Genomic DNA, 26,918 nt, shown 5'->3' with positions numbered 1-26,918 from the left:
CTAATTTCAAATGCCCGGATATCCCGGTACCGCACCAGCCAAGGTGCCAGAAAACGAGCCCGCGAGCCATGCCTAATGCACTGGCGCATATCGGTATTCACGCGCTGATAACCCGAGGGCTGGTCCGCAAAGCCAGTATGGGCTGGATCCTCGTCGGGTGCTTGTTGCCGGATCTGCCCTGGATCCTGCAGCGCCTTGTGCGTGGGCTGCCGTTGGAAATTTCTCCCTATGATTTGCGGACCTACATGGTTGTGCAAAGCGCGTTCGCTCTATGCCTGGTTGCTGCCGGGGCGCTGGCCTGCTTGTCGACGCGGCCGCTGCGAACAGGGCTGGTGCTCGCTTTGGGCTGCCTTGTGCATTTGCTGTTGGATGCAACCCAGACCAAATGGGCCAATGGGGTGGTGCTTTTTGCACCTTTTGACTGGCGGCTGCTGAACTTCGGCTTTTACTGGCCCGAAGACGGGTTTGCTCTGGCGATGACCAGCTTCGGCTTTGGCTATTTCGCATGGGCCTGGCTGCGCATACGCCCCTGGCACGGCGCTGCTGCCGTGCCACTGCTGCCGCGCAAACGCTATGCGGCGGCGGTTTGCCTGGCTGCGGCTTATATGTTGCTGCCCTTAGGTCTGATGGCGCCTGCGGTGCAGGCGGATCCGCATTATATCGGGACTTTGCGCCAGGTCGAAGCACGCCCCGGCCGCGAGGCCGGCTTCGACCGCAGCTGGGTAATCCGGGAACCGGGCAAAGCTCCCGCGCTACAGATCTGGACCGGCGAGCAGTTGCAGCTAACGGGGCTGCCACTACCGGAAAATGCCCGGCGGGTGTCTGTCACTGGGTCTTTCATTCAGCAAAGGACCTTTGCGGTTGACGCGCTGCATGTGCATCCTCCGCAAAGGCGGGATATCTTTTCCTACTTGGGTTTGATGGGGATGGCAGCCTGGGCAGCCGCGGGCCTCAGGCGCAGAAGGTCTCCTTAAAACTGTATTCATCTTCATTTGCATGGCTTGCAAAGAGACTCCCCCAACTGGCGTGATGAGCTGAGTTTCGCTTATGCTGACATGCCAAACGCACAATTCTCCCGCTTGGCGCAGCATCGCTTGCGTTTGGCTTGCTTAACCTAATATATGAGCGCATGTTTATCTTAAGAGATACCCCTTAAGATGTAGGGGCCCTGCAAACGCGAAGCTGGATGCTGTAAGTTCAGCCTAATGCGGGGCAGCAGTTTTGAAAGCGTGCAGAGGCAGAGAATGCTTGCGACACTAGGCAAAGGTTATGGGGCAGCACTGCTGCTAGGCCTTGTCGGCTATATGTTTTTTGGCGGACCCATCTGGGCGTGGGGACTGTTCGTATGGATTGCAGGCGCCCCGGCCACTCTCATTTTTGCGCCCCAGGCCGCCGGTCAGAGCAAGTCTGGAAGAGGTTCTGTATACCGTGGTCTGAGGGGCTTTAAACCGTTTGCACGCGGATTAAAGCCCGCTTCAACCGTATCAGCGGCAGTGAGCGAACGGCGTTCCGGTCAGTAAGCGCCAGGAGAGCGGCCTTTTAGAACCATCAGCGCGGTCTTTGCAGTAATCCGGATATCCTCTACAAGGCTCCAGCTGCGGAAATATTCCACATCCATGCGGATCCGGGCCTCGTAGCTGATCTCGGATCGGCTGCCGATCTGCCAGGGGCCGGTCAGTCCGGGGCGCATTTCCATGTAAAGCTGCCCCGCAGGCCCATAGCGTACCAGCTCTTCCCGGGTGACCGGGCGCGAGCCGACGATGCTCATATCGCCACGGATGACATTCCAGATCTGCGGCAATTCATCTAGGCTCGTTTGCCGTAAACGGTGCCCGATCCCCGGTATGATCCGCGGATCGTTGCGCAACTTCTGATAGGTTTGCCACTCCCGGCACGCCGCGGGATCTGCGGTAAGGATCTGTTCCAGCCGCTGATCCGCATCCTTCACCATGGTACGGAATTTGATGCACCCAAACGAGCGACCGTGCCGACCGATCCGCCTGTGCACATAGAACACCCCCCATCCATCCCTGAACAGGATCAGCGCAGAAATGAGAAGCATCAAAGGGGCGAACAGAAACAGCATTGCGCTACCCACTGCTATATCGAAGCCCCGTTTTGCTGCAAACCTCCAGCGCCCTCTTTGCGGTCTGGTGCGCTTCTTCGAAAAAGCTGCGTTATTCTCTTGTTTCAACACTCTTTAACCCCCCGTCGAATTACTGCTCGACATTAGGAACTCAAAAACAAAACAACCTGAACTCACCCTTGGCCGTTGACCGAACCTTCCCTATTGGTTCGTGGCCAGAACCAATATATATGCTGGATGCCAGTTTAGGCAAATTTTACTTACTCTTATTGTCTTTCCGGCATTTGTATATTTCCGGACAAGACGAGCGTGTCTGTCGCAGTGGCAGCGTTGGCCCCTTCCAGAACGTTCAGGCCCTAGGTGGTGTCGATCACCGCGCCGACGCCAAGCTTGTCATGTTTGACCCAGCTTCCGATCATATTGCAGGATCATCCGACGCTGAGCACCGCCCCAGCTGACGGAGGCCCTGAGCGGGGGTGGTTTCGGCAATTGGCATATATCCTTTGGGATTGGAGGACATCAGAGCAGGCGCTGCCGCAATGCTTCGCCCAATTGAATGCAAAAGCGCGCAAGGGCCTGGGGGCGGCGGATCAGCCTAGCAGCGGCAAGGCCGGGACGGATGGCCCGCAGGGCCTGCATTGCAGCTTCAGCGGCTGCAAGATTGGCGATTCGTTGCTGGCGGCGGCGGATCAGCGCCGCGTTGGATGCGCTGAGCGCCGGGCCATTGCGCGCCAGAAAATCCGCGTCGGCCTCAGCCAAAGCTTGGGCATGGGCCGGATCAAGGCGGTTGGAAACCGAACCGGTGCGGGTGGTATACAGATAACCGGGCTCTGGTAAGAACCACAGTTGCGCGCCCTTGAACAACATGCCCAGCATCAGGTGAAAGTCTTCACCATTGCGAAGGCTGGTATTGTAGCGCAGCCCATGCCGGTCCAGAAAATCTCGTGACATCAGCGGCTTGAGATACCCAAGGCTGAGCCGTCCGGGCATTGCTTGATTGCCAGCCAAGAAGTCGTCAAACGTCCAAGGAACCGGAGCTCCGGATGTTGGTGCAGCCAGCCGTGGTATTTCCCCGGGGCGGCCACTGCCATCTGCAAACTGCAGGGCGTCAAAGATGGCATCGGCGCCCTTTTCTTGCGCCAGTGCAATCATTGCTGCCAGCCGTCCGGGTTTTATTGCATCATCTGCATCCAGCACCGCAATCCATTTGCCGCGGGCCGCGTCCAGCCCCGCGTTACGGGCCGTAGCAGGCCCTGAATTCGCCTCCAGCTGAAGCACCGACACCCGCGCATCCCGCGACGCCAGCTCCCGTGCCTTGCGGGCGGTTCCGTCGGGAGAGGCATCATCAATGACAATGATTTCCAAGTTCACATTCTGCTGCGCCAGCGCGCTTTCCACACTGCGCGTAAGGTGTTGCTCCGCTTTCCAGGCTGCAATGATCACGGTTGCATCAATCATTCCGGCAATCTAACCTGCAGGGTATTCAAAGAAAAACTCCACAAAAACTTGTGCAGCCTTATGTAGGTTATATGGGTAGGAGGTTTTTTGGCTATGTTTTTTTGTGAGCGATGGTGGTGCCTGGGCGTCGGGTTTGCTGCTCTGGCGACGGCTATGTTCCCGTCCGGAGCGCTCCCCGACATGCAGGAGAGCGGATTTCTGTCCAAGTTGGACGATCTCAACGGCGGCGGCTGGTATCGGTCCGACTTTACGATCAAGAAGCCGTCTTTTCGCACCCGTTGGAGCCGCCGTTCTGTGGACACCGGCTCTGAGGACGGGGCAGTGCTACTGTGGCTGGCTCCGGCCCTGCCTGAGGCAGAGAAAGATTTTGTAGGGGCCGAGCTGCAACGGCAGCGGGCCACACGCTATGGGCGCTACGAAGTGGTGATGACTCCAGCGCAGGGCGAGGGGGTGATCTCTTCTTTCTTCACCTACACCGGACCCTATTTCGGCAACCGGCACAACGAAATCGACTTTGAGTTCCTGGGCCGTGACACCACCAAGGTCTGGGTCAATCGTTTTGCCGATGGGAAAAAGCTGCCGGGGCAATGGATCGAACTGGGGTTCGACGCGGCTGCCGACCCGCATCTTTATGCCATTGAATGGGCAGAGGACAGCCTGACGTGGTTTGCCGATGGCAAAGAACTGCTTCGGATCAGCGCACAGGATACCGCGATCCCCAGCGTGGCGCAAAAAATCTATCTGAATATCTGGGGCGGCGCTGAGGGCCAGCGCAATTGGTCCGGCTTGGCTCCTCCGGATATGGTTGCCGCAGCCCGCTATTATTGCGTGTCCTACCGCCCGCCGGGCGACCCGGGTCGGCAATGCTCTGATTTGCCTGCGCCCAAGTGAGGCCGGACCAGGATGCCGCCGGCCCGCTGGTCACAGTGGTGATTGCCGCCTGGAATGCTGCGGCAACGCTGACGCGAGCGGTGCGCAGTGCACTGGCGCAGACCGTTTCCGTCGAAGTGGTGGTGGTCGATGATGCGTCGTCCGACGCCACCGCCGCTGTTGCCGCGGATCTGGCAGCTGCGGATCCGCGCTTGCGGCTGCTGCGACAGAGCCGGAACCTCGGCCCGGCCGCCGCCCGCAACCGGGCGATCGCGGACAGCAGCGCGCCCTGGATCACGGTGCTTGATGCGGATGATTTCATGGAACCGGAACGGCTGGAGAAGCTGCTAGCCGCTGCGCTTGAGACAGGTGCAGATTTCATTGCCGACGATATCCTGAAGGTGGACGAGGCCAACCCGCAAGGACCGCGGCGGCGGCTATGCTCGACGGCTCCGATCGGCCGCCAGCAGATCGGAGCAGCGCAGTTCATTGAAGCCAATCTTTCGGCCCGGCGGGGCGGACGGCATGAGATGGGCTTCCTGAAGCCGCTCATGTCCCGGGCCTTTTTGGAAGGAAACGGACTGTCCTACGACCCCGGGATCCGGCTCGGTGAAGACTATGTTCTCTATGTTCAGGCACTGCTCGCCGGTGCCCGTTTCATCCTCACCGATCCGGCAGGTTATGTGGCAGTGGTGCGGCCGGACTCCCTGTCTGGATCCCACCCGACTGAGGCACATGCGCATCTGGTTGCTGCTGACGAGGCCTTGCTGGGCCGCAGCGGACTGGACCCGCGCACCCGCGCGGCGCTACGCGCGCACCAGCTGGAGCAGCGCAAGAAATGGGCCTGGCGGCAGCTGATAGCAGCCAAGCGCAACCGTGATCTGCTGGGCGCAGCAGCCTGTTTTCGGGCCCCGCCTGCGGTGATTTCAAGCCTGGTCGGACAACTGTGCAGCACTCTGCAGCAGCGCCTGCAGCCGGATCTGGGGCAGAAGTTTGATGTGCTGGTGGTGGCGGACGGCCGCTTTTCCGGCGGCAGCACAGCAGCCTTGGTCGCCGATGTGACCGGTCTGGCCGGACTCGGGCTGAAAATCGGGCTGATGTTTGTACGCTCGGCCTATCTGCACGATTCCCGCGATCCGATGAATCCGGCCGCCCTGTCCCTGTGCGAGCTTGACGGGGTGACTCGACTGCCGCCGGGCGCGGCGGCGCAGGCCCCGCTAGCCTTCCTGCACCACCCACTGGTGTTCTTCCACGGCATCGAGGAACAGGCACGCCTGTCCGCAGAGCGCGCGGTGATCGTGGCGCATCATGCGCCTTTCCGCAATGACGGGTCGCTGGAATACGATCCGGTGGCCGCAGCGTGGCGGGCACGGCGCAGCCTGGGCCTGGCTTCCAGCCCTTGGTTCGCACCGGTATCAGGGACCGTCCGGCGGCAACTGGCCAGTTTTGCCCCGCTGCTGCGGCTGAGCTCGGAAGACTGGCCTAATGTCTTTGATCCCCAGAGCTTCCCGGCCCAGAGGCCGCTCTTGCAGGGGAAGCACATCACGATCGGTCGCCATGGGCGGGCTGATGCGCTGAAATTTCCTGCCACCGGCAGCGAAATCGACGCCTCGCTGCCGACTGGGGCCGGTGTTGTCGTCAGGGTGCTGGGCTGCCCCACGGATGTGCTGGCTGCCAAGGGGGCCCATCCAGAGCGCTGGGAGGTGCTGGAGTTCGGGGCTGAGCCGGTTGCAGACTTTCTGAACTCGCTGGATGTGTTTGTCTATCACTACCACCCGACCCTGACCGAGGCCTTCGGGCGTACGGCCGTTGAAGCGGCGTTTTGCGGCCGGATCTGCTTGCTGGATCACCGACTGGAGGCAACCTTTGGCAGCATGGCGGAGTATTGCAGGCCGGAAGACACTGTCGCGGCACTGGCCCGGATCGCAGCCGACCCTGCTGCGGCCCGGGTCCGGGCCGCACAGGCGCGAGATCTTGCGGTCAAGACATACGGCAGCGGATCGTTAGGCCCGCGCTGGGAGCGTTTTTGCTGCGATTACGGCGTGCGCAGCCGCGCGGCTGCGGCTGTGCCGCCATTGACCGCTCTGCGCAAACTGGCGGGCCTTTACCGCCGCCGCGCAACTGGAGCAATGGGCTGAAGAAAGGGAAACATGCGTCTACAGGCCAAGATCGTCCGCCGAAGGCACACCCTGTCTCAGCCGCTGCTGCGGTTGTCAAAACCCAGCCCTGCCCATGCCGAGCCACTGTTTGTCATCGGCTCCGGCCGCAGCGGCAATACACTGGTCCGGCGAGTTTTGCTGGCGTCGCAGCAAATCTATATTCCGCCAGAAACCTATGTTCTTGGCGACATTATTGAAACCTGGCCGCAGATGCAGCTGCTGCCCTGGCGGCAGCGGGTCTGGTTGTTCTGCGCCCATTTCGAGAAACACTATCACTTTCCCACCTTCGGCCTGGACAGCCTTGGTGAATTTGCCGCCGAGGCCGAACAGCTCAAGCTCCGGAGCCTGCGGGGCCTGATCGAGTCGTTTTATGCCTATCTGGCCCGCAAAGCTGGAAGCCAAGCTCTGCGCTGGGGGGACAAGACCCCGTGGAACACATACCATCTTCCGGCCATCGGCTCTCTGTTTCCCCAAGCCCGTTATGTCTGGCTGATGCGCGACGGTCGTGATGTCGCGCTCTCTTATGTCAAGGCGGACCTTCACGGCAGCCTGCCCGCGGCAGCGCAGCGATGGGCTGAGGCCAATCGGGCTTGCGGTCGGTTTGCCCGCTGGTGCCCACATCTGTACCGGCTGCGCTACGAGGATCTGGTGACAGCGCCCGAGGCGGTCTTTGGCTCGTTGTTTGACTGGGCCGGGCTCCGCTTTGCGCCCAAGATGCTGGAGGCCCAGCCCGGGGCAATGGGGGATGTTGAACTGGAGCACCATCATAGCCAGGTGCGCCAGGGGATCTCGCCACGGTCGATCGGCAAGTGGCGCAGCGCGCTCAGCGCTGCGGAGCTGGAAGCCCTGCCTGTCGCCTTCTGGGAACAGATGCACGTGCTTGGCTACAGTAGCCCGGATTGTCCATAAGGACACAAAGACAGGCCGATCCGGCAGTCCCTGCCCCTTTGATCAAGCCCCGAATGCCCCGGTTCCGCTTTCACGTCCCATTCAAGCAGGCTTGATGCCGCAAGGGCGGTGGTGTGTACTCGGGAGACCTCTTCTTTTCCTGAGCAGGAGTTTGTTTGTGCATTTGATTTGCAGGCGCGGGCTTTCGCTGGCAGCCATACCACCCCAGGCACCCGCGACCTGGCAGGCTTCCGACAGCCCGCAGCACCCGGCTCAGGGGCGGGGCCGCAGGTAATGGCAAGGCATTTTCTTGTCAGCACCGGCACCTTGAGCGCTGCCCGGCTGATCTCCGCCTTTTCCCAGCTGCTGATCCTGCCGGTGATCTCCCGGTTTCTAACGGTGCAGGAGTTCGGCCTTGTTGCTTTGGCAATGGCTGTGGTTCTTTTTGCGCAGCTGTTCAGCGATGCTGGGCTTGGGCGTTCTCTGATCCGGCAGCCGCATATTGACGCCCAGGAATGGGGGGCTGTGTTCTGGCTGTTGTTCTGCATCGGCCCTGTCTTGGCCCTGGCAGCCTTGGCCGCAGCACCGGCCTGGGCCTGGTTGCATGGGGCCCCAGATCTGTTCGGGCTCGTTGCCGCTCTCTCAGTGACACCGATGTTCCTGGCCTGGGCTGCGGTGCCCAATGCCCGGCTCGAGCGCGACGGGCGCTTTGCATGGCTGGCTCTGATCCGCACCGGTGCCGCGCTGGCAGGCATGGCTGCCGCCGTTGCTCTGGCAGTATCAGGGGCCGGGGTCTGGGCTCTGGTGGTGCAGCAGGTCCTGCTGGCCGCGCTACAATGCGCCGGCGCCTTTGCGCTCAGCGGCTTCCGGCCAGGGCGGCTGCGCTGGGGAACAGAACTGCACAGCCATCTTGCCTTTGCCCGGAACTCCCTGGGCGTATCCCTGCTACAAACCATGCAGCGGCAGGTTCCTGTGGCGCTGATCGGCCAACAGCTGGGCACCGCGCCTCTGGGGCTGTTTACAATGTCATCACGGCTGCTCAACCAGTCTGTCATGGCTTTGGCCGGACCAATGGCCCAAGTTACATATGTACGCATGGCCGCGGCCCAAGATGACCGATCCCATATTGCTGCACTGTATGTCAGCAGCATCCGGTTGTTGGCGCTGGCCATTTTTCCGCCGATGGCAGTTCTGGCAGGTGCGGGCGGCGATCTGTTTGCCTTCATTTTCTCGGAGCCCTGGCGCGGAGCCGGATTGCTGTTTGCCCTGGCAGCCCCCGGAATCGCCTTGGAGACTGCGGTCGGCGGAACTGCTGGTGTCATGTTCCAGGCCATGAACCAGACCGGGCTGCGGCTGCGGATGGCCACCGAGCGCACCGTGCTGCGACTGGCGGCCATATCCATAGCTCTGCCTTTTGGTATCGAAGCCGTCTCGGCCGTGATCACGATGTTCGCCTTGGCCTATCTGCCCCGGTACTGGTTCTACGCCTGTCAGGTGGTTCCTTTCAGCAGACTGGCTGCGCTCCGGGCGATGGCAGCAACCGCGGCGCCCGCAGCCCTGGCTTGGGTTGTCATGCATATTCTAGCTCAGCAGGTAGACGGTTGGTCCCTGCTTGGGGTTGCCGCCGCCTTGCTGGCCGTCGCCTGGATCCTGGCAGCGGGGCTGCAGTGGCGCAGTTTGCGCGCAGGACTCGCTAAGTTCGGCCACTAACCCCAAGCCTGCCTTCCAGAAGCTGCGCCACTGCCGGGTCAGGGCGACAGTCGGCCGTAGCTCTGCCTGACATGGGGATGACTTCCGTAAGGTTCACGCTAGATGCAGGCGGGGAGTGGCTGCAAGAAGGGCGGCTCCCCCGAAGATGAACCTTGACGCCAAAACGCCGGGAAAAGGGAGCGCAGCGGCCATCAGGGGCAAGGCCCGGCAAAAGATCGGGCGGATATTGAGGGCCGGGCAGCGGAGGACTTTGATTTACAGGTTCTGAGTTGTGAGTATGTGGGGACCGCTTTGCTTAATGAAACTTTTGATCAGTTGGACGAAACCGAGCGCTGGTACATCTCGGATTTTGTTGTTGCCGCCAACTGGAACCAAACGGCTTGGGATGCCGATTACCTGCTGGCGCCTCCCGGAGAAGTCGTGCTGACCTTTGACGGCACCGATACAGACGGGAAGGATTTTACCGGGGCGGAGCTGCAGTCACAGGATTTTTACAGTTACGGCAGCTATGAAGTCGAGATGACGGCCTCGAATGTTTCGGGGGTGGTGTCGTCCTTCTTCTTGTTCTCGAACACCTTCTTTGGCGCTGCCAGGCACAATGAGATCGATTTTGAATTCCTGGGCAATGACACCACCAAGGTCAATATCAACTATTATTACGGCGATCAGAAACTGGGGGATAACGGCAGCGTGCAGGTCGAGCTTGGCTTCGACGCGGCCGCAGGCATGCACAGCTATCGTATCGAGTGGCACCCTGACGGCATCCGCTGGTACGCTGACGGCTCGCTGCTGTATGAGGTGACTGGTGAAACCGCGCCGCTGCCAGTGCCCGACGAGCCGATGAAAATCTACATGAATATCTGGACCGGCGGTTCCGGGCTGGAAACCTGGCATGGGCCGGTCGCAGCAGACGCCGAGGCCCAGGCCAGTTATACATCCGTGACCTATACCCCCTATGTGCCGGAGGCCCCCACAGATGCCGGCGGCGCAATCTCCTTTGCCGGAGAGGCGCAGGCCTATGCCATCAATCTCGCGGAAGGCAGCTTTGCCCGCGCCGCGCGGGTCATGGCGCTCGGCGACTCGCTCACTGTCGGGCATGTTGATGCCAATGATCCCAACGAGGTGCCCGAAGAACGGGATGGCTACCGTCAGGATCTGTTCGATCACATCACCGTCGGCGGCGGCTGGATTGATTATGTCGGCGACAGGCAAAACGGCCCGGCAGGCATGCTTGATCCCGATCATGCGGCGGTCAGCGGCGAAGCTCTGCGCAACATGGTTAAGAACAATGACAGCAGTCTGGCCGATATCTCGGTCAATCTGGCAGCCCACACGCCCGACATCATGCTGCTGATGGCCGGCACCAATGACTACAATGCCAATAACTTCTTCAGCAACCGCTTCCCCAGCCTGATGACGAACATGCAGGCCGCAATTGACCAGTTTTACACCTATGCGGGTAACGCGCAGAAGTATCTGGTCATCTCGACGCTGGCGCCGAAAACCCTCTCGGGTATCCCAGAGGAATACGCCTATTTCATCAATGAAGGCTATTCGATCGTGGATGGCATTGAGGTGGTCGGGGATGCGGGCAATGGCACCTATGTGCCGGGGCTGCGGGCCTTGGTCGCCTCGCAGCAGGGCCAGCACCCGACCCTTCTGCTGTTTGATAACCCGGTCGGTGTGGACGGGCTGTCCTCTGACCAGATCCACTTTACCGAGCAAAGCTACGCAGAATATGCCAGCAGCATATATGATCTTCTGCTGGCGCAGATCGGCCAGCAGGGCGGATCCTTTGGAACCCTGGCAGGTACGCTGCCCGCGGCCACGGATGTAACCGGGGGAAATGCCGGCGACCGGATCACCGGTGACGCTGCGGATAATGTTATCACCGGCGGCGGCGGCGCCGATTATCTGACCGGTGGCAGCGGCGGCGATACCTTCGTCTATGGAACGGCAGCGCTGGATGGTAAACGCGATTACGTTGCGGATCTTTCGATTGCCGAAGGCGACAGCCTGGACCTGACAGGCATCATTGCCCATTACGGCTGGACTGCTGCAGAATTCGAAGCGGCGGTGCGATTCACCGAAGATGCCATGGGCACCGAGCTGAGCATCGACGGGCCGGACGGGTTGCTGCCGCTGGCCTATTTCCACAATGTCTCCGCAGCCGATCTCGCCGGGCTGCTGAATGTGGATCCAGGCGGCGGCCCCGGTCCGGATCCCGACCCGGACCCCGATCCGGAGGGTCAGCTGATCGGGACCGAAGGTAGGGACACGCTGACCGACACCATTGCCGACACCGAGATCCTCGGCTTGGGCGAACGCGATACACTCATCGGCAATGGCGGCAACGACACGCTGGACGGCGGCGGCGGACGCGATAACCTATACGGGGGCAGTGGGGCAGATGTGTTCCGCTTCGCCGTCGACACCCTGGACGGGAACCGCGACGAGGTGCGGGACTTCTCGATTGCCGAAGGTGACAAGGTCGACCTCTCTCCCATTGCTGAGTATTTTGGCTGGAGCGAAGAAGACTTGCTGGACGCGCTGGCCTTCAAAAGTATCAGTGCCGGTGTGCGGATCAGCATCACAACCCCGGACGGCAGCTACAACATGGCAGCCATTCACGGCGTCGGCATGCAGGAATTCCTGGCCGCAGACACGCTGATCCTGCAAGCAGGCCCGCCGCCGGACACCGGCGATGATGACGGCAACCTGGCGCTGGCGGCGCCGGACATAGACATTGATGCCAGTGAGGCCGGGGCGGTCCAGATCATCCTCTCCGGACTGGACGCAGATGCCACCGCAGTGGTGACCGTCAGCGGCGGCGGCACCGACCTGACCCAGAATGCCGCCGCCGACGGCACCCTGATCTTTGATCTGACCAGCCTGCCGGACGGGCCGGTTACCACCTCGGTGACCGCCACCGACGGCAACGGCAATAGCAGCACCGCAGCCGGCCCTGCCCTGACACTGGACACCGCTCCGGACGTCTCCGCGGATGAGGATGGCAACCTGGCCGTCAGTGCGCCGGACACGGACATCACCGCATCCGAAGCCGGCTCGGTGACCTTCAGCGTCTTCGGCCTGGATGCGGATGCCACCGCAGTGGTGACGGTAAGCGACGGAACCACCAGCGTGTCTTCAGCACCGATCGCATCCGATAGCAGCATTCTGCTTGATCTCACCAGCCTGCAGGACGGGCCTCTCAGCCTGTCGGTCACAGCCACGGACAGCACCGGCAACACCGCCAGCGTTGCTGGCCCGGGTCTGATCCTGGACAGCACGGTGGTCGAACTGCCGGTGCTGAGCGGCACCAGCCAGAATGACACGTTGACCGATGGCGACGGGGACACCGAAATCCTGGGTCTGGCCGGGCGCGACAATCTCTACGGCAATGGTGGCAGCGATATTCTGGACGGCGGCGCCGGGCGCGACAATCTCTACGGCGGCAGCGATGCCGATGTGTTCCGTTTCGCCTTCGAGACGCTGGACGGGTACCGCGACGACGTGCGGGACTTTTCGATTGCCGAGGGCGACAAGGTCGATCTGTCGCTGATTGCCCAGCATTACGGTTGGAACGCGGCCGAAACCGAGGCGGCGCTGCAATTCAAGGACCTCAGCGCTGGCTTGCGGATCACCATCGGCACCCCTGACGGCGGCTTTAACCTGGCCCTTCTGCACGGTGTCACCGAAGCTGAGTTCCTGACCGGGGACACCCTGCTGTTCTGACCCTCCGGCCCGGCTTTTCCTCTCCTTAGGCCTTGGGGAACACGAGCTAACCAGCGAATCCTCTGCAGCTGCCGCCCTTCGGGGCGGCAGCATCGTTTCTGTGACCGGAACCCCGGCTCCCCCCTTAAAACAGGCTCTAATCCGCTTATCAGGCTCCGCGCAGCAGGCCCGCAGTGCGAAATGACAAAATTCCGCCTACCGATTTCCCGAAGATCGGCACCTTTGCGCCTAACTTTTGTGCTTTTGTTGACCCTGCAAGGCGGGAGCGGTTTTAAGTTTTCCAAAGCCCACTTGGGCATGAGCAGCAAACACAGGCCAACCAGAGCGACACAGACCGCTATCAAAGGACGCCGTTCCCCTGTCAGGCATTTGCCGGACGCATCAGCGTGCGGCGAGCCGGGTGGACGGGCCGATTCCTTCTGGATAGCCCGCCCGCGTCGGCCGGCCGCATTGCGGCCGTGTGTGTATTTTTGGCGAGTAACAAGCCGGCCCGGGGCCGGTAAAGAAGGGCAGAACGATGAAAATGCATATGGATGGCCATTCGGAGCACATGGCTCAGGCGGATGCACTATTCAAAGCGGCGGAAGCCACGCATGTGGTGGTACAGGACGGCGACTGGTCCGACCCCGCGACCTGGGAAGGCGGCAAAGTGCCGGGAGAGGGTGCCATGGTGCTGGTATCGGCCGGCAAGACCGTCACCTACGACAGCTCTAGCAGCGCGGAATTGAGCATGGTGCGGGTCGACGGCACCTTGACCTGGTCGCGGAGCCAGGACACGTCGATGCATGTGGAGACCATCGTCACCAGCCCCGGATCGCAGATTGAGGTCGGCTCGATGGCCGACCCGATGCCCGCGCATATCACGGCCACAATCACCTTCACCGACGGCCCCATCGACCTGGCCCGGGACCCGGGCCAGATCAGTCACGGGCTGGTGGCCTTTGGCGAAGCTGACATTCAGGGCGCTGCCAAGGAAAGCCATCTGAAAATTGCAGGCGGTGCCAATGCCGGCGACACCAGCATCACTGTCGAGGGCAGCACTGCCAACTGGCAACCCGGCGACCAAATCCTGCTGGTGGGCACAAAATATCTGGGCGAGGACAGCAACGGTGTCCTGAAAACCCAGGACGAGACCCGCACAATTGTGTCGGTCGACGGCAACAAAATCACCTTTGACAAACCGCTGGCCTATGACCACCAGCCGCCAGAGGGGCATAGTTTTGATACTTTCGTAGGCAATCTGTCCCGCAATGTGGTGTTCCAGTCCGAAAACCCAGAAGGCACCCGCGGCCATGTCATGCTGCACAATAGCACCCCGGACCATGAAGACAGTTCGATCAACAGCGTGCGCTACGCTGAGTTCCGCGAACTGGGCCGCACCGACCATAGCCAAGTGGTGGGAACCGAAACCGGTGACGCCAACCCCCAGGGCCGCTACCCGCTGCACCTGCATATGATCGGCACCGAACCTGGCGCTGCCACCTCGATGATCGAAGGCAACGCGGTGGTCGGCAGCCCCGGCTGGGGCATCGTGCAGCATTCCAGCCAAGCGATGATCAACAGGAACATCGTTTATGATGTCACCGGTGCCGGGATCGTGTCGGAAATGGGTGACGAGACCGGCACCTGGATGAACAACCTGGTGACCTCGGTAACCGGATCCAGCATGACCAGCCAGACCGGCTCCGAGGGAGCCGCCTATGAAAATCAGTCCCGCGTTGTCGTCCAGCAGGACAATATCGCTGCCAACTCAAAGATCGCCTGGAATTATTCCGGCCGCGAAAGCTTCCCCGAAGATGACGCCCATAGCGGCGCGCCCAAGGACGGCATCCACCGCAAGATGTTCGAGCGCAGCCAGGTGCCTTTCGACCCCTCCCCCTTTGATGTCGCACTGGACCATGAGGAACCGCCGATTATTGATTTCGACGGCAATACCTCGCTTGCTTCAGGCACTGGGCTACGGGTGTTTCACCGCCAGTTTTCTGATGACACCGACACTATGAGCGTGTTTCGGGACTTCACCATCTGGGGCGGCAAAGATGCGGTGAACCTGGATAACTACGCGTCCAACTACGAGTTTATCGACTCGACCTGGCAGGGCGCGGGCACTGGTTTCCGGATCGAGCGCAAGACCTCTTCGGTGGTGTTCAACGATATCGACATGCATGATTTCGGCATCGGCTACCGCAGCTATGGCGTCAACCACGAGGTGGTTCTGATCGACACTGAATTCCAGGGCGTTGGCAAGGAGTTCGTACTGGAAGACCTGATGAAGAATGTGGACAGCGCGGCGGACCGCGCGGCGCTGATCGAATTCTTCAAATCAGAGCATGGCATCGATTATGAGAACCCGATGCCGCAGATCGTGAAAAGCAGCAGCCTCACACCGGTGGCAGAGGTGACCTTCACCCAGGATGCGGACGCGGATCTGGTGCTGGGGCCGGGCGACCGCAGCCTGCACATCACCGGCACGATCACCGATTCTGTCGGCGACCGCACCTTTAATGAATATGTCATCGCCAAACCGCCCAGCGGCACAGGCACCAGCAAGGACTTCGAAGGCATCAAGCTGACTTTGACCGGCAGCGCCGGCCCTGATCAGCGGGAATTCACTCTGGAGCAGTTCTTAGAATTGCACGGGGCCTTCCAGAAGTCCGATGGCAGCTGGGTCGCACCGGTGGTCAACTGGATCACTGATCGGCTGACTGGCGAACAACATCCGGTTGTCATCGACATCCAGCTCAAAGGATTTGATGACAGCAAGCTGGAAGCTTATGCGCTGTCCCAGTACCCGGCTCCGGGCATTGGCAACCCTGGCTTCACCTACGACTTCCCCTTCTCCCACGACGGCTCAGACACGGGCGGGGGTACTGGTGGTGACACAGGTGGAAATACAGGTGGAAATACAGGGGGTGACACGGGTGATGAGGGTGTGTCGCTAATCGGCGGCAACGACAGCGAAGTCCTCACCGGATCAAGCGGCCAGGACACCCTGTCAGGTAAAGGCGGCCAGGACACATTGAACGGGCAAGCCGGCGACGATACCCTTTGGGGCGGCCGGGGTAAGGACATCCTAGATGGCTCTGGCGGCAACGACACCCTGAAGGGCGGCTTCGGCGGCGACCGAGTGGACGGCGGCGGTGGCAAGGACAAGATTGTCGGCGGCAGGGGTTACGATACGCTGACCGGCGGAAGCGGCAACGACACGCTTGTCGGGAACCGCGGCAACGACACCCTGGATGGCGGGCTTGGCAATGATCGTCTCTTTATGGGCAGCGGTGCGGATGAGCTGCTGTTTTCGGAAGGCCAAGACACGGCAATGAAGTTCACCGCCGACGAAGATGTGATCAACCTGTCAGGTGCCAAGGGGATCACAGGTTACGATGATCTCCAGGCCAATCATCTGACCTCCGTTAACGGCAATGCGGTGATCACTGATGACGCGGGCCACAGTCTCACGATTGTTGGGGTCGATACCTCTGCCCTGTCGGCAGGCGACTTCTTGTTCTAAGCACGGCCCTCCGGGTAAGCCCGGCGTTCCAGGATCCGCCCGGCTGCAACATGTGGTCGGCGCGTTTTGCCGGCCGCCAGCAAGCGGCCGGCAAAGCCGGCCACGGCTGATGCCATCCGCAGATCGCCGCTGCGCAGCGCCCTGCGCAGCCGCCAACCAGTTCCGCGTACCAGCGCCGCCGCAATCTCGGCCCCCAGCGCAGAGCCTGCAGCCAGCCCAGCCAGCGCTCCGCGCACCTCTGGCTCCAAAGCTTCGCCGCAGCCATGCTTGCCTGCCAGTGCGCGGCGGCAAATGGCCTTTTCAAGCGGCGACAGCGCCATTGCGGGCAACAGCTCTGCGGCAGCATGGAAGTCCTCCAATGCGGTTTTCCAATCTGTGCGGCGGGCAAAAACACAGCCGCGCTGGAGCCGCCCCGCGCGCGCCGCATGGTCCGGATCCGCGGCCTCGAACATGCCGGTGAACAAATCCGGCTGCAAAATCCCGGACAGTCCTGCGAACACCTGCTTATCAGCCTTCTTCCATACTTCTTCGGAGCGGTCCGCCGCATGACGCGCAGCAGCCGGGCCGCGGGCACCGTCATGCTTTCTCTGATGGAACAGGGGAGCTTCCGTGACCACTGCCGGAAAGCGGGCTGCTAGCCGGACGATCATGTCATAGTCTATGGAGCGGGGCAGGTCCTCGCGGAACGGCCCCACCGCCTCATAGCAACTCCGGCGCACCAGTGTGGCATTCTGGAACAGGAAGATATCTTCCAGCAAATGGCGCAGCACCGATCCCTGGCCCAGGTCCGGCCAGTACCCGGGCCCCGACAGCACCGGCTCTCCATCCGGGGTTGCGCAGTAAAAGCGCTTGTAGCTGCCGGCCGCAAAACCAGCCGCAGGATTTGTCAGCAGCAGCTGAGAAAGCGTTTCAGCGGCGTGCGGCAGGGCGATGTCATCATCGTCGCAGATCCAGATCCAATCGCCCCGCGCCTGCGCCATTGCCAGGTTCAGCGCCCGCGACTTGCCCCCGTTCTGCGATCGGAAATAGCGCACCGGCCCAGGCGCTGCCCGGACGATTTCCTCTGTATTGTCGTCGGAGCCGTCATCCCAGACGATGATTTCGTCAACAATGCGTCTCTGCGCAGCTAAACTATTCAAAGCCGCGGACAAAAATGCGGATCTGTTGTACGTTGGCACGATAGCTGTAATAGTGAACTTATCAGAAGTCATCATTTCCGGAAACACAACGGAGAAACCTGTTGACTAAAACATTCCATGCACAGCACAGCGTTTCAATTGCACTGTTGCGTGCACAGCGCAAAGTTCTGGAATTCCTGCCGCTTGTGTGCCCGGTTTACGTCAGACCGCTGATACTGCTGCTGGCTGCCGCACTGTCGGCAGCAGCCGTCCCGACCAGCGCCCAAAACAGCACCACCGGCGACGTCCAGGCCTATGTGTTGGGGCCTGCGGATCAGATTAGCATCCGGGTCGTCGCTTGGGATGACAGCAAAATGGCCTTCGCCCAGTTCGACGAACTGGGCGGCAACTACACGATTGGTATCGACGGGACCATGATGATGCCACTGGTCGGCTCCATCCGTGCTGCGGGGCAAACCGGCGCCAGCCTCGCAGCCGCAGTTTCTGCGGCCGTGCAGCAAAAAACCGGCCTGAGCCAACCGCCAAGCACCACGGTCAACATCCTGAAATACCGGCCGGTCTATGTGCTTGGGGATGTGATGCGGCCCGGCAGTTATGATTTCCGTCCTGGGCTGACCACCGTGCAGGCGGTGGCATTGGCCGGCGGGCTTTACCGGCTGAATGGCGAAGAGACCGGCGATCTGATCGCTGCGATCCGCACCTCGGGCACCTACCGGGAGGTTGGCTTGACCCGGGCCCGCATGCAGCTGCGCGCGGCCCGCCTGCAAGCTGAGCAAGCCGACCAGGACAGCCTCCTGCGCCCCGAAGGGCTGAGTTCTCCTGGCGGAGAGGCGGCGCTTGCGGCCATGTTCGAACAGGAAAAGATCCTGTTTGCCAGCCGCCGCGAAACCTTGGCCAACGCACTGGCGGAACTGGATACATCACGCAAACTCCTGGAATCTGAGATCGCCGCGCGGCAGGAAAAACTGACCGCGCTGGAGCGTCAGATCGGCCTGGTCCGGGAATCCGTTGGCACGCTTGACACGCTGCTCAAGCGCGGACTGTCACGGTCGCAGAGCCTGGTTGTCGCACAACAGACCCTGATTGAGCTGGAAGCCCGGGCACTGGACAATGAAACTGGCATCTTCAAGGCGCAGCAGCAGATTTCCGAATTGGATCGGAGCAAAGCGGACCTGATTTCCACGCGTCGCCTCCAGGTGCTGCGGGAGCTGCAAGCAACTGAAGCCGAGATTGACCGTCTCAGCAACCGGGAAGTCGTCAACCGCCGGATCCTGCGGGAATCCGGCGCAGGCGCGATGCTTGCTGGGGAGACCCCGGACAAGCCCGTCAGTATTGTCCGCTACCAAATTCTTCGCAGCAACAGCGGTGAACCCGCCGCCCAGCCAGCAGGGCGCGCCACGGTTTTGCAGCCGCTCGACGTGCTGGAAGTCATCCTTGAAGACCCGCTGGAAGCGGCCTCAAGCAGCGAAGGAGGCTAAGCGTCACGAGACACTGGCAGCATTGCAGATTCCGGGCCCTGCCCCTCGCCCGCCTCCGACCGCGATCGGGGGACAGCCCCGGCGTCCGCGGAACGGCAGACAGGAGACCCAGATGAACACAGAGGAGACACCTGCGGCGGCCCAGATCGAAATTTCGATCTGTGTCCCGGTCTATAACGAAGAAGACAGCGTCGGGCCGATGCATGCCGCCATCAACGCAGCACTGGATCCCTTGGGCTGCCCCTATGAAATCGTTTTTGTCGACGATGGCAGTACCGATGAGACCCTGCGGCGGCTGGAACAGATTGCTGCGGACGATCCCCGCCTGTCCCTGGTCCGTTTCCAGCGCAATTACGGGCAGACCGCCGCGATGACCGCAGGTATCGAACACGCCCGCGGACGCTATCTGGTGACAATGGATGGCGATCTGCAGAACGATCCGCTGGATATTCCAATGATGCTGGACAAGCTCAAGGAGGGTTATGACCTGGTGGTGGGCTGGCGCATCAAGCGCCAGGATAAGTTCCTGTCACGCAAACTGCCCTCCAAAATCGCCAACTGGCTGATCGGGAAAGTCACCGGGCTGCCAATCCGCGACAATGGCTGCTCTCTCAAGGTTTACCGTAGCGAATTGATCAAACAGGTGCCGCTCTATTCGGACATGCACCGTTTCATTCCAGCCATGACAATCCCGCTGGGCGCCCGGGTGGCGCAGGTCGGGGTCCGCCACCACGCCCGTCGTTTCGGCACGTCGAAATACGGGCTGTCCCGGGTGTTCAAGGTTCTGCTGGACCTTCTGTCGATCAAAACACTGCTGCTCTTTGCCCGCCAGCCGCTGAGCAGTTTCCTGCGGCTGGCGGGGCTTGCTGCGCTGTGCGCCTTGCTCTCGGCGCTGCTGATGCGGTCCCAAGGCCAACTACTTGTGGTTGAAATGGCCGTTGCCGGCTTGTTCGGCAGCCTATCGCTCTATCTGATACTTCTAGGGCTGGTATCGGCGGTAACATTCCAGGGGACCGGAAACAGGTTCTTGCCCTACGACGGCGACGAAAAAGAGCCAGAATAAAAAATGCACTGCGCAGAGCAGCCCTGCCTGCTCGTAAATGTATGTTAATGTAGAGTTTAGTGATGTCCCTTGATCTTGTTGAATCCGCAACCCGGCCACAGCTTTCAGCCATTGTCGCCGTCAGCGAGATACCGGAGCTTTCCAGCATGCTGGAAAGCTACCGCGCCGGGCTGGATTCCCTGGAACTGAACTACGAGCTGATCTGCATTACCGACGGCCGTGAAACCGCAACTATGCTGGCCTTGCAGACGCTGGCGGCCGGCTGGCCTGAGCTGGCAGTGCTTGGACAGCACCCCTGGGGCGGTGAGGATGCTGCACTTCAGATCGCAGTGCAGCGGGCCCGGGCCGATTTGGTGCTCACCTTGCCCGGCTGGCCCGAAATCGATCCCGCGGGTCTGCCGGATCTGCTGCACGCGCTTGGCAGTGCGGATATGGCGATCGCGGCCCGCACCCGCCCGCGCCTGAGCAGCTGGGCACGCCTGCGCCGCAATGTGTTCCACCGGGTTTTGAAAGGCCTGTTTGGCCTGCAAGTGGCAGATCCGTTCTGCCGGGTGCGGCTGGCCCGCAAGCCGGTGCTGCAAGAAACCAGCAGCCTGGGTGTACGCCAGCACTTCATTCCGTCAATCGCCGCGCAGCGCGGCTACAAGGTCACGGAAACGCAGCTGCCTCCGGCACGCCCGGAGCAGAGCACCCACATGCGTTTTGTCTTCAAACCCCTGGGCCACATGCGCGCGGTTCTGGATGCATTGGTGCTTTATGTCGTGCTGAAGTTCCTGCGGCGGCCAATGCGCTTCTTCGGAGCCATCGGCGTACCGGTTCTGCTGTTCGGGCTGCTCTCCACGGCTCTGCTTATCGGCTACCGCGTCTTCGGAGGCGCAGCACTGGCCGACAGGCCTGCTCTGATCTTTGCTGTGCTGATGATTGTCCTGGGGATTCAAATCATCGGCCTGGGGCTGGTGGGCGAGATTATCATCTTCTCTCAATCTCGCCGGATGAAACAATACACGGTCCGCTCTATTCAACGGCAGGATGCCGAAGCCATCGCCCGCAAAACTCAGGATACTGCGACCAGTTCCCAACAGGCGGGGAGATAGGCCCATGGCAGTTTCAGGTGATCCCGTCGCTGAAACCGGCTGCCGCCTCTTGGCAGGCCGAACTGCGGATCCGATGCCGCCCTGCAGCTCTCTGAACGGACAGGGTGGAAGCCAATGAACCGGCGTATCACTTCCCCGGCCGCCCTGCGCCCGGGCGGCATGGCTGGAGATCCGGAATTCACCGTCGCACAGCTGCTCTCGATCCTGCGCCGGGGCTGGTGGATCATTGTGATGGGCGCATTTCTCGGCACCTTGGCCGCGGCTGCCCTGGTGCTTCGCGCCACACCGGTCTTCACGGCCAAGGCACAGATCATGCTGGGCCAGCAGAACCGGGCAGACGACACCCTGGGAAACCTGTTCCAGGAATTCAACATGGACAACGCCGATATCTTCGGCGAAATCGCGATCATCACCTCGGGCAAGATCCTCACCAAAGTCTCCGAGGACCTGGAGCTGGGGGGGCATCCGCTGTTCAATCCCGAGCTGCGGGGCACCACGCCACAACCGCCGTGGCAACAGGCTGCCGAGCAAGCCGAGGAATGGGTCAAAAACCTGCTTGGGGGCACCGACAGCGGTAGTACTGCACCCGCAACCGAAGGCAAGCCAACCCCGATTTCCCGCGCCGCCGCGGCCGGGCAGGAACAATACGGCACCCAAGCGGATTTCATCGGCACTCTGGCCAGAAACCTGTCGGTCGTTCAGGTCGGGAATTCCTATCTGGTAGATATTTCCTTCACTTCCAGCGACCCCGAGCTGGCTGCAGCGGTTCCGAACACAGTTGCCGACGTCTATCTGCATGAACAGCTGAACCGCAAATTCGAAGCCGTTCAGCGCGTCACAACCGGCCTCAACGACCGGCTCGCCGTCTTGCGCCAGCGGCTGGAAGAGGCGGAATGGGCCGTCGTGGAATTCCGCAACCAGAATCTGGCAGCGGGGCTGGGGTCGCAGGAACGGCTGGATCAGCAACTGCGCGAACTGTCCAGCCATCTGAGCACCATCAGCGCCGAACGGGCTCTCATTTCCTCGGAACTCTCCGAAATCAACGCGCTGATCAAGAGCGGCGGGGCCACGGCCGCGGCGGGGCTGTTCGACTCGCCGCTGCTGGACGAGCTGCGCAGCAGTATCGCGTCCCTTGAGCAACGCCGCAGCCAGCTGAGTGAAAGGTTCGGGGAAAACAGCCCCCAGGTCAGCGAAGCTGCCGACTCCATGGCCCGTCTCAAAACCGCGCTGGAAACCGAAGTGCTCCGACTGCGCGGCAACAAGGCCAACCTCGAAACCGTGGCCCTCGCCAAGGAGGCAGCGTTGCAAAGCCAGCTGCTGAATCTTGAACAGAAGAACCTCACACTATCAGAGCGGGCCGTCACGATGGCGCAGCTGGAGCGTGAACTGACCGCCAACCGCGTCACTTATGAAGCCTTTCTGGGGAAGTTTACTGAGACCAGCGAAGTCACCGAGTTGCAGGAAGCCGATGCGCAAGTCATCTCTTATGCACAATTGCCTGTATCTCCCGTGGCGCCACGCAAAAAGCTCAGCGCAGCCTTGGGTTTCCTGGCGGGTGCGGTTCTCGGTATGGGGCTGGTGCTTGCCCGCGCCTACAGCAAGGACATTGTAACCTCTGACAGTCGGCTGCGCAGCCTGATGCCAGAGGCGCATATCCTTGTGATGCCGCGCCTGCGTAGTTTCCTGCGACGGCTAGAGCCGTCAGCCTTTGTCCTGCGGGAGCCGCAATCGATGCTCTCCGAAGCCGTCCGTTCCCTGCGCAGCTACTTGGTGCACTCCGGCCCCGGAACCGGGCATGCTGTGTCAGTGGTCTCCTGCAACAGGGATTCCGGTAAAACAACCACCTGCATCATGCTGGGTCGGTCCACTGCGCAAATGGGCAAATCCTGCGTGCTCGTCGAGGCCGATATGCGCAAGGGCAATGCCGGCAAAATCTTAGGTCTGCCGACGCGGCCGGACCTTGTTGACGTGCTGACCGGTGCTGCTGCGCTGGATGACGCGCTGCAGCCGGACACCCAGTCGGGGCTGCTCCTTCTCAATGCCCGGGCCCATCTCAAGGACCCGGCTGCACTGCTCATGTCCAACCAGATGGCGGATCTGGTCGCCTCCCTGAAAGAGCAGTTTGACATGGTGATATTTGACACCCCACCCTTGCTGGCGCTTGCGGATGCCGTGCCGCTGCTGCGGATGTCGGATAGCGTGGTGCTACTGGTACGGGAGGGGCATACGACCAGCGACGAATTGAATAACGGCTTGCGGATTCTGCACGATGCCTCAGCCCCGCCCACCTGCAGCGTGCTCTCGATGTCCACAGCGCAAAATGGCCAGGACTACGGTTATTGATGGAAGCCGTAAGCCGCCAAAGCAGAGGAGGAAACCATGCCCCAGAGCAAGCTAAGCCCACCGGTTGCCCTAGGGCTTTGCGCGCCGCAGGACATCTTGGTCGCGATCCCTGCCCTCAATGAAGCTGCTCATCTCGAACAATGCCTCGACTCACTAATTGGCAACGATAATTTCATGCGCGACGTGCGCGTGGTTGTTGCCGATGGCGGCAGCCAGGATGGCACCGCGGCCCTGGCCGCCCGGCTGCGACAGCGCTATCCCGCACTGCGGCTGATCGATAACCCCGGCAAATTGCAATCCGCTGCAATCAATACGGCGGTTGCGTCGATGGCGAGCCCCGGCCACCGGTTTCTTGTACGCTGCGATGCCCATTCCATCTATCCGAAAGGCTATGTAAGAGCCGTCACCGAAAGCCTGGCAACTCGGCCGGACGCAGCAGCCCTGGCCACACCAATGGACGCCACGGGCACCGGATGCTTTCAGCGCGCGGCGGCCTGGATCGTTGATACGCCGCTCGGGTCGGGGGGCTCGGCCCATCGGGGCGGACGCAAATCGGGCTGGGTAGATCATGGCCATCATGCCGGGTTCAGGCTGGACTGGTTCCGGCAAGTCGGCGGCTATGACGAAAGCTTCAGCCACAACGAAGATGCAGAACTAGATCACCGCCTGGGCCTGGCTGGTGGCCGGGTTTGGCTGGATGCGCAGATCCGCCTGACCTACAGCATGCGCACCACGCCAGGGGCGCTCTGCCGCCAGTACTGGAACTATGGCCGCGGCCGCGGCCGCACCATTTTGAAACACCGTATGCGGCTGCGGCTGCGGCAGATGATCCCCGTTGCCAACCTCTTGGGACTGCTGGCAACGCTGATGCTGAGCCCGCTGTTTCCCGCGGCGGCTCTGTGGCCCGCGGCCTATGCCACCGCCCTAGCCTGTGCCGCCGCCGTCTGCGCTCTCAAGCTGCGCAGCCCCTGCGGGCTGTGGGCCGGACCAGCGCTGGCCATCATACACAACAGCTGGGGCGCCGGCTTTCTGGTTCAGCTGCTGTCTAGCGTCACAGCCCGCAACCGGACGACGGAACAGGAGCAGGCATGACACGTATCGACGTCGCCCTTTGCACCTTCCGCCGGGCTTCGGTCTGCAGCACCCTGGCATCTTTGGCGACACAGCGTTTGCCCGAAGGCGTGCAGATGCGCATCATTATTGCCGACAATGACGAAACCGACAGCGCCCGGAGCCGAATCGACTGCGCCTCAGCAGCCTTGCAGCTGCCGTTGCTCTATCTGCACGCACCAGCCCGGAACATCTCCATTGCTCGCAATGCCTGCCTGGAGGCGGCAGATGCAGATTGGATCGCTTTTCTTGATGATGACGAGCAAGCTGAACCGGACTGGCTGGCGCAGCTACTGGATTGTGCCCTCAGCAGCCGGGCCGACGCGGTGTTTGGCCCAGCCCTGGCAGAATACGGGCCGCAGGCCCCCGACTGGATGCGCCGCCAAGACCATCATTCCAATCATCCGGTGCGTCAGGGCAGCCGAGTGGAAACCGGCCACACCTGCAATGCCCTACTGCGGTGGAAAAGCACTCCGTGGCAAACACAGCGGTTTGACCCCGCCCGCGGAAAGTCCGGCGGCGAAGACACCGAATTCTTTTTCCGTCTGCACCGGTCAGGTGCCCGGTTTGACATTTGCCCCCAAGCAGTTGTGCGTGAAACCGTAAGCCCCGAACGCCTGGAGATGTTCTGGCTGCTACAGCGAAAATACCGCGCCGGACAAAGCCATGCTGCCCGCAGTCAAACCCTGCCGCAGCGCGCAGCCCTTGCGGCCTCGGCCACATGCAAGATGCTATTTTGCGCGGCCGCAGCGCTGGTCACAGCTTGGTCGGCGTACCAGCGCAATTTCTGGTTGCTGCGCGCGGCTTTGCACACCGGTGTGGCCAGCGGCTGCCTGGCCCTCTCTCAGCCAGAAATCTATGGCCGGGGCTGACCTGAAAATCGCCCTAAGGCTGCACTGCTCTGCCCCTTGAGAACTGCGCCGTTTGAAGTTGGTGTTTTCGGCTAAGTTTTCTTGGCAGGGAGTGGAATCACTTGAAGGCATGGAAATTCACGGAGGCGCAGAAGGCGTTCACCCTGAAACAGGGCGAGCAAGGGACCCCGGCGCGGAGATCTGCCGACAGAGGGCTCGATACAAACCTCTTCCAACTGCTCTGTGTACTTGGGGGCGGCACGAAAACGAGGCACCTCCAAACATTCGTTGTCACCGTCCCCCCTTTGTTCTGCCATACCCAAACGTCACTTAGTGCACGCGCTTCAAGGGATACACAAATGAGACAAGAGCCTTCCGGCAACGCTACTGGCAAGCCTATCCGCGCCTTACGCGACAATGAAACTCAGGCGAGTTTTGCTGAGAAGATAGGCGTGCCCAGATCAGCTCTGGCCAATCATGAAACAGGTTGAACTAATGGGATGAACTGCCTTCCCACCAACCTGCTGCTACCGTGGCGGACATAGGTGGAGGAGCTATGCTGGGAAATGGGTGACGGGGTTTGAGAAGGCGGCGTATCGTGGCGGGTGTCAAAGCCTGCCAGAACTTCCAGAAGGAACGATACGCCTATGACGAACACTACCGACATCATCGCCCTGCGTCAGCCGGAATCTGTTGACGATCCGCAGCAGTGTCCCGGGGAATGGTGTAACTTCGTTCTTCGGCCTTAGCTCGGCCGCAGTTACAGGGCGGCGATAGTCGCCGGGTCCATGGGGGCAGTGTCGCAAATGGCGGCGACGGTTTCCAGTGTCATATAGCGCCGTGTGATTGCCCACTCATCATTTTGCTCCAGCATCAAGGCGCCTACCAGGCGCGTCACCGCGGCTTCGTTGGGGAAGATTCCGACGACGTTGGTTCGGCGCTTGATCTCTTTGTTGAGGCGTTCAAGTGGATTCGTGGAATGAATCTTCGCCCAGTGTTCCTTGGGAAAGTTCTTGTAGGCCAGGACATCATCCTCGGCACGGCGCATCAGTTCGGCGAGCTTTTCATGGCGGGGCTCGAAGGCGTCGATCAGCTTTGCCCAGTGTTCTTTCGACGCTTCGAGCGTGTCCTGGTCGAAGGCAGTTCTGAGCGCCGCGGTGACGATCGGGCGGTCCTTCTTGCCAACGCAGGCGAGCGCGTTGCGCATGAAGTGGACCCGACAGCGCTGGACGGTGGAACCGAGCACCTTGGCGGCCGCGTCCTTCAGCCGGGAGTGTCCTGAAGTCTGTGTATCTGGCCCGGCCCATGCGGTTTCAAATACTCAAGCGTCGAAGCGCTCGCCGAACATTATGGCGAACTGATTGCGGGCCGCAAACCATTCCCGTACGTTCCGGCCATCCTTCTCAAATTTTCGGATTGCGAG

Annotated in this window: 16 protein-coding genes and 1 pseudogene; 13 read left to right on the top strand and 4 right to left on the bottom strand. The window is 61.3% G+C overall.

Annotation, left to right across the window (positions count from 1 at the left end; genetic code table 11):
- Positions 1–68: 68 nt before the first annotated feature.
- Positions 69–974 carry a hypothetical protein gene (locus AB9K35_RS11475; RefSeq protein WP_369926197.1) on the top strand — a complete coding sequence of 302 codons (906 nt, stop codon included), beginning with the start codon at positions 69–71 and terminating at the stop codon, positions 972–974.
- Between the two features lie 539 nt (positions 975–1,513).
- Here the strand turns inward: AB9K35_RS11475 and AB9K35_RS11470 are convergent.
- Together AB9K35_RS11470 and AB9K35_RS11465 are read right to left on the bottom strand one after the other, a co-directional pair.
- A complete protein-coding gene (locus AB9K35_RS11470) occupies positions 1,514–2,197 on the bottom strand; it encodes a sugar transferase (protein ID WP_369926196.1) in 684 nt (227 codons plus the stop codon).
- Positions 2,198–2,605: 408 nt separating this feature from the next.
- Positions 2,606–3,544 carry a glycosyltransferase family 2 protein gene (locus AB9K35_RS11465; protein WP_369926194.1) on the bottom strand — a complete coding sequence of 313 codons (939 nt, stop codon included), beginning with the start codon at positions 3,542–3,544 and terminating at the stop codon, positions 2,606–2,608.
- A gap of 153 nt (positions 3,545–3,697) precedes the next feature.
- Here AB9K35_RS11465 and AB9K35_RS11460 point away from each other — a divergent pair, with 153 nt between their 5' ends.
- From AB9K35_RS11460 to AB9K35_RS11435, 6 genes are all read left to right on the top strand, one after another.
- Positions 3,698–4,435, top strand: coding sequence for a family 16 glycosylhydrolase (locus tag AB9K35_RS11460; RefSeq protein ID WP_369926193.1), 738 nt, complete (start codon positions 3,698–3,700; stop codon positions 4,433–4,435).
- On the top strand, positions 4,432–6,552 hold the full coding sequence (locus AB9K35_RS11455; RefSeq protein ID WP_369926191.1) for a glycosyltransferase family 2 protein: 2,121 nt from the start codon (positions 4,432–4,434) through the stop codon (positions 6,550–6,552). The genes AB9K35_RS11460 and AB9K35_RS11455 overlap by 4 nt, the downstream gene beginning before the upstream one ends.
- Before the next feature lie 12 nt (positions 6,553–6,564).
- On the top strand, positions 6,565–7,482 hold the full coding sequence (locus tag AB9K35_RS11450) for a sulfotransferase (RefSeq protein ID WP_369926190.1): 918 nt from the start codon (positions 6,565–6,567) through the stop codon (positions 7,480–7,482).
- 273 nt (positions 7,483–7,755) lie between these two features.
- The gene (locus AB9K35_RS11445; RefSeq protein ID WP_369926188.1) at positions 7,756–9,171 is read left to right on the top strand and encodes an oligosaccharide flippase family protein; all 1,416 of its coding nucleotides are present in this window, start codon (positions 7,756–7,758) and stop codon (positions 9,169–9,171) included.
- Between the two features lie 291 nt (positions 9,172–9,462).
- Complete coding sequence (locus AB9K35_RS11440) at positions 9,463–12,906, top strand: family 16 glycosylhydrolase (RefSeq protein WP_369926186.1); 3,444 nt, start codon at positions 9,463–9,465, stop codon at positions 12,904–12,906.
- A gap of 517 nt (positions 12,907–13,423) precedes the next feature.
- Positions 13,424–16,417: a G8 domain-containing protein gene (locus tag AB9K35_RS11435; RefSeq protein WP_369926184.1), complete on the top strand. Its 2,994-nt coding sequence runs from the start codon at positions 13,424–13,426 to the stop codon at positions 16,415–16,417.
- On the opposite strand, the gene AB9K35_RS11430 is transcribed toward AB9K35_RS11435, so the two are convergent.
- The gene (locus AB9K35_RS11430; protein ID WP_369926182.1) at positions 16,414–17,556 is read right to left on the bottom strand and encodes a glycosyltransferase; all 1,143 of its coding nucleotides are present in this window, start codon (positions 17,554–17,556) and stop codon (positions 16,414–16,416) included. The genes AB9K35_RS11435 and AB9K35_RS11430 overlap by 4 nt on opposite strands.
- A gap of 101 nt (positions 17,557–17,657) precedes the next feature.
- Here AB9K35_RS11430 and AB9K35_RS11425 point away from each other — a divergent pair, with 101 nt between their 5' ends.
- From AB9K35_RS11425 to AB9K35_RS11400, 6 genes are all read left to right on the top strand, one after another.
- Positions 17,658–19,034 (top strand): polysaccharide biosynthesis/export family protein, encoded by a 1,377-nt coding sequence (locus tag AB9K35_RS11425; protein WP_369926180.1) that lies wholly within the window; start codon positions 17,658–17,660, stop codon positions 19,032–19,034.
- 112 nt (positions 19,035–19,146) lie between these two features.
- The gene (locus AB9K35_RS11420; protein WP_369926178.1) at positions 19,147–20,097 is read left to right on the top strand and encodes a glycosyltransferase family 2 protein; all 951 of its coding nucleotides are present in this window, start codon (positions 19,147–19,149) and stop codon (positions 20,095–20,097) included.
- A gap of 62 nt (positions 20,098–20,159) precedes the next feature.
- Positions 20,160–21,191 (top strand): glycosyl transferase family 2, encoded by a 1,032-nt coding sequence (locus AB9K35_RS11415; RefSeq protein WP_369926176.1) that lies wholly within the window; start codon positions 20,160–20,162, stop codon positions 21,189–21,191.
- 114 nt (positions 21,192–21,305) lie between these two features.
- The gene (locus AB9K35_RS11410) at positions 21,306–23,534 is read left to right on the top strand and encodes a GumC family protein (RefSeq protein ID WP_369926174.1); all 2,229 of its coding nucleotides are present in this window, start codon (positions 21,306–21,308) and stop codon (positions 23,532–23,534) included.
- 36 nt (positions 23,535–23,570) lie between these two features.
- Positions 23,571–24,626, top strand: a complete 1,056-nt coding sequence (locus tag AB9K35_RS11405) for a glycosyltransferase family 2 protein (protein ID WP_369926172.1) — start codon at positions 23,571–23,573, stop codon at positions 24,624–24,626.
- Positions 24,623–25,516 carry a glycosyltransferase family 2 protein gene (locus AB9K35_RS11400; RefSeq protein ID WP_369926170.1) on the top strand — a complete coding sequence of 298 codons (894 nt, stop codon included), beginning with the start codon at positions 24,623–24,625 and terminating at the stop codon, positions 25,514–25,516. Before AB9K35_RS11405 ends, AB9K35_RS11400 begins: the two co-directional genes overlap by 4 nt.
- 739 nt (positions 25,517–26,255) lie before the next feature.
- Here AB9K35_RS11400 and AB9K35_RS11395 read toward each other — a convergent pair.
- Positions 26,256–26,780: pseudogene (locus AB9K35_RS11395) on the bottom strand (transposase); the annotation flags it as partial.
- Positions 26,781–26,918: the final 138 nt, after the last annotated feature.

The organism is Leisingera sp. XS_AS12 (assembly GCF_041224635.1).
In the GTDB taxonomy this organism is placed as follows: Bacteria; Pseudomonadota; Alphaproteobacteria; order Rhodobacterales; family Rhodobacteraceae; genus Leisingera.
This window is presented reverse-complemented; position numbering and strand designations above follow the sequence as displayed.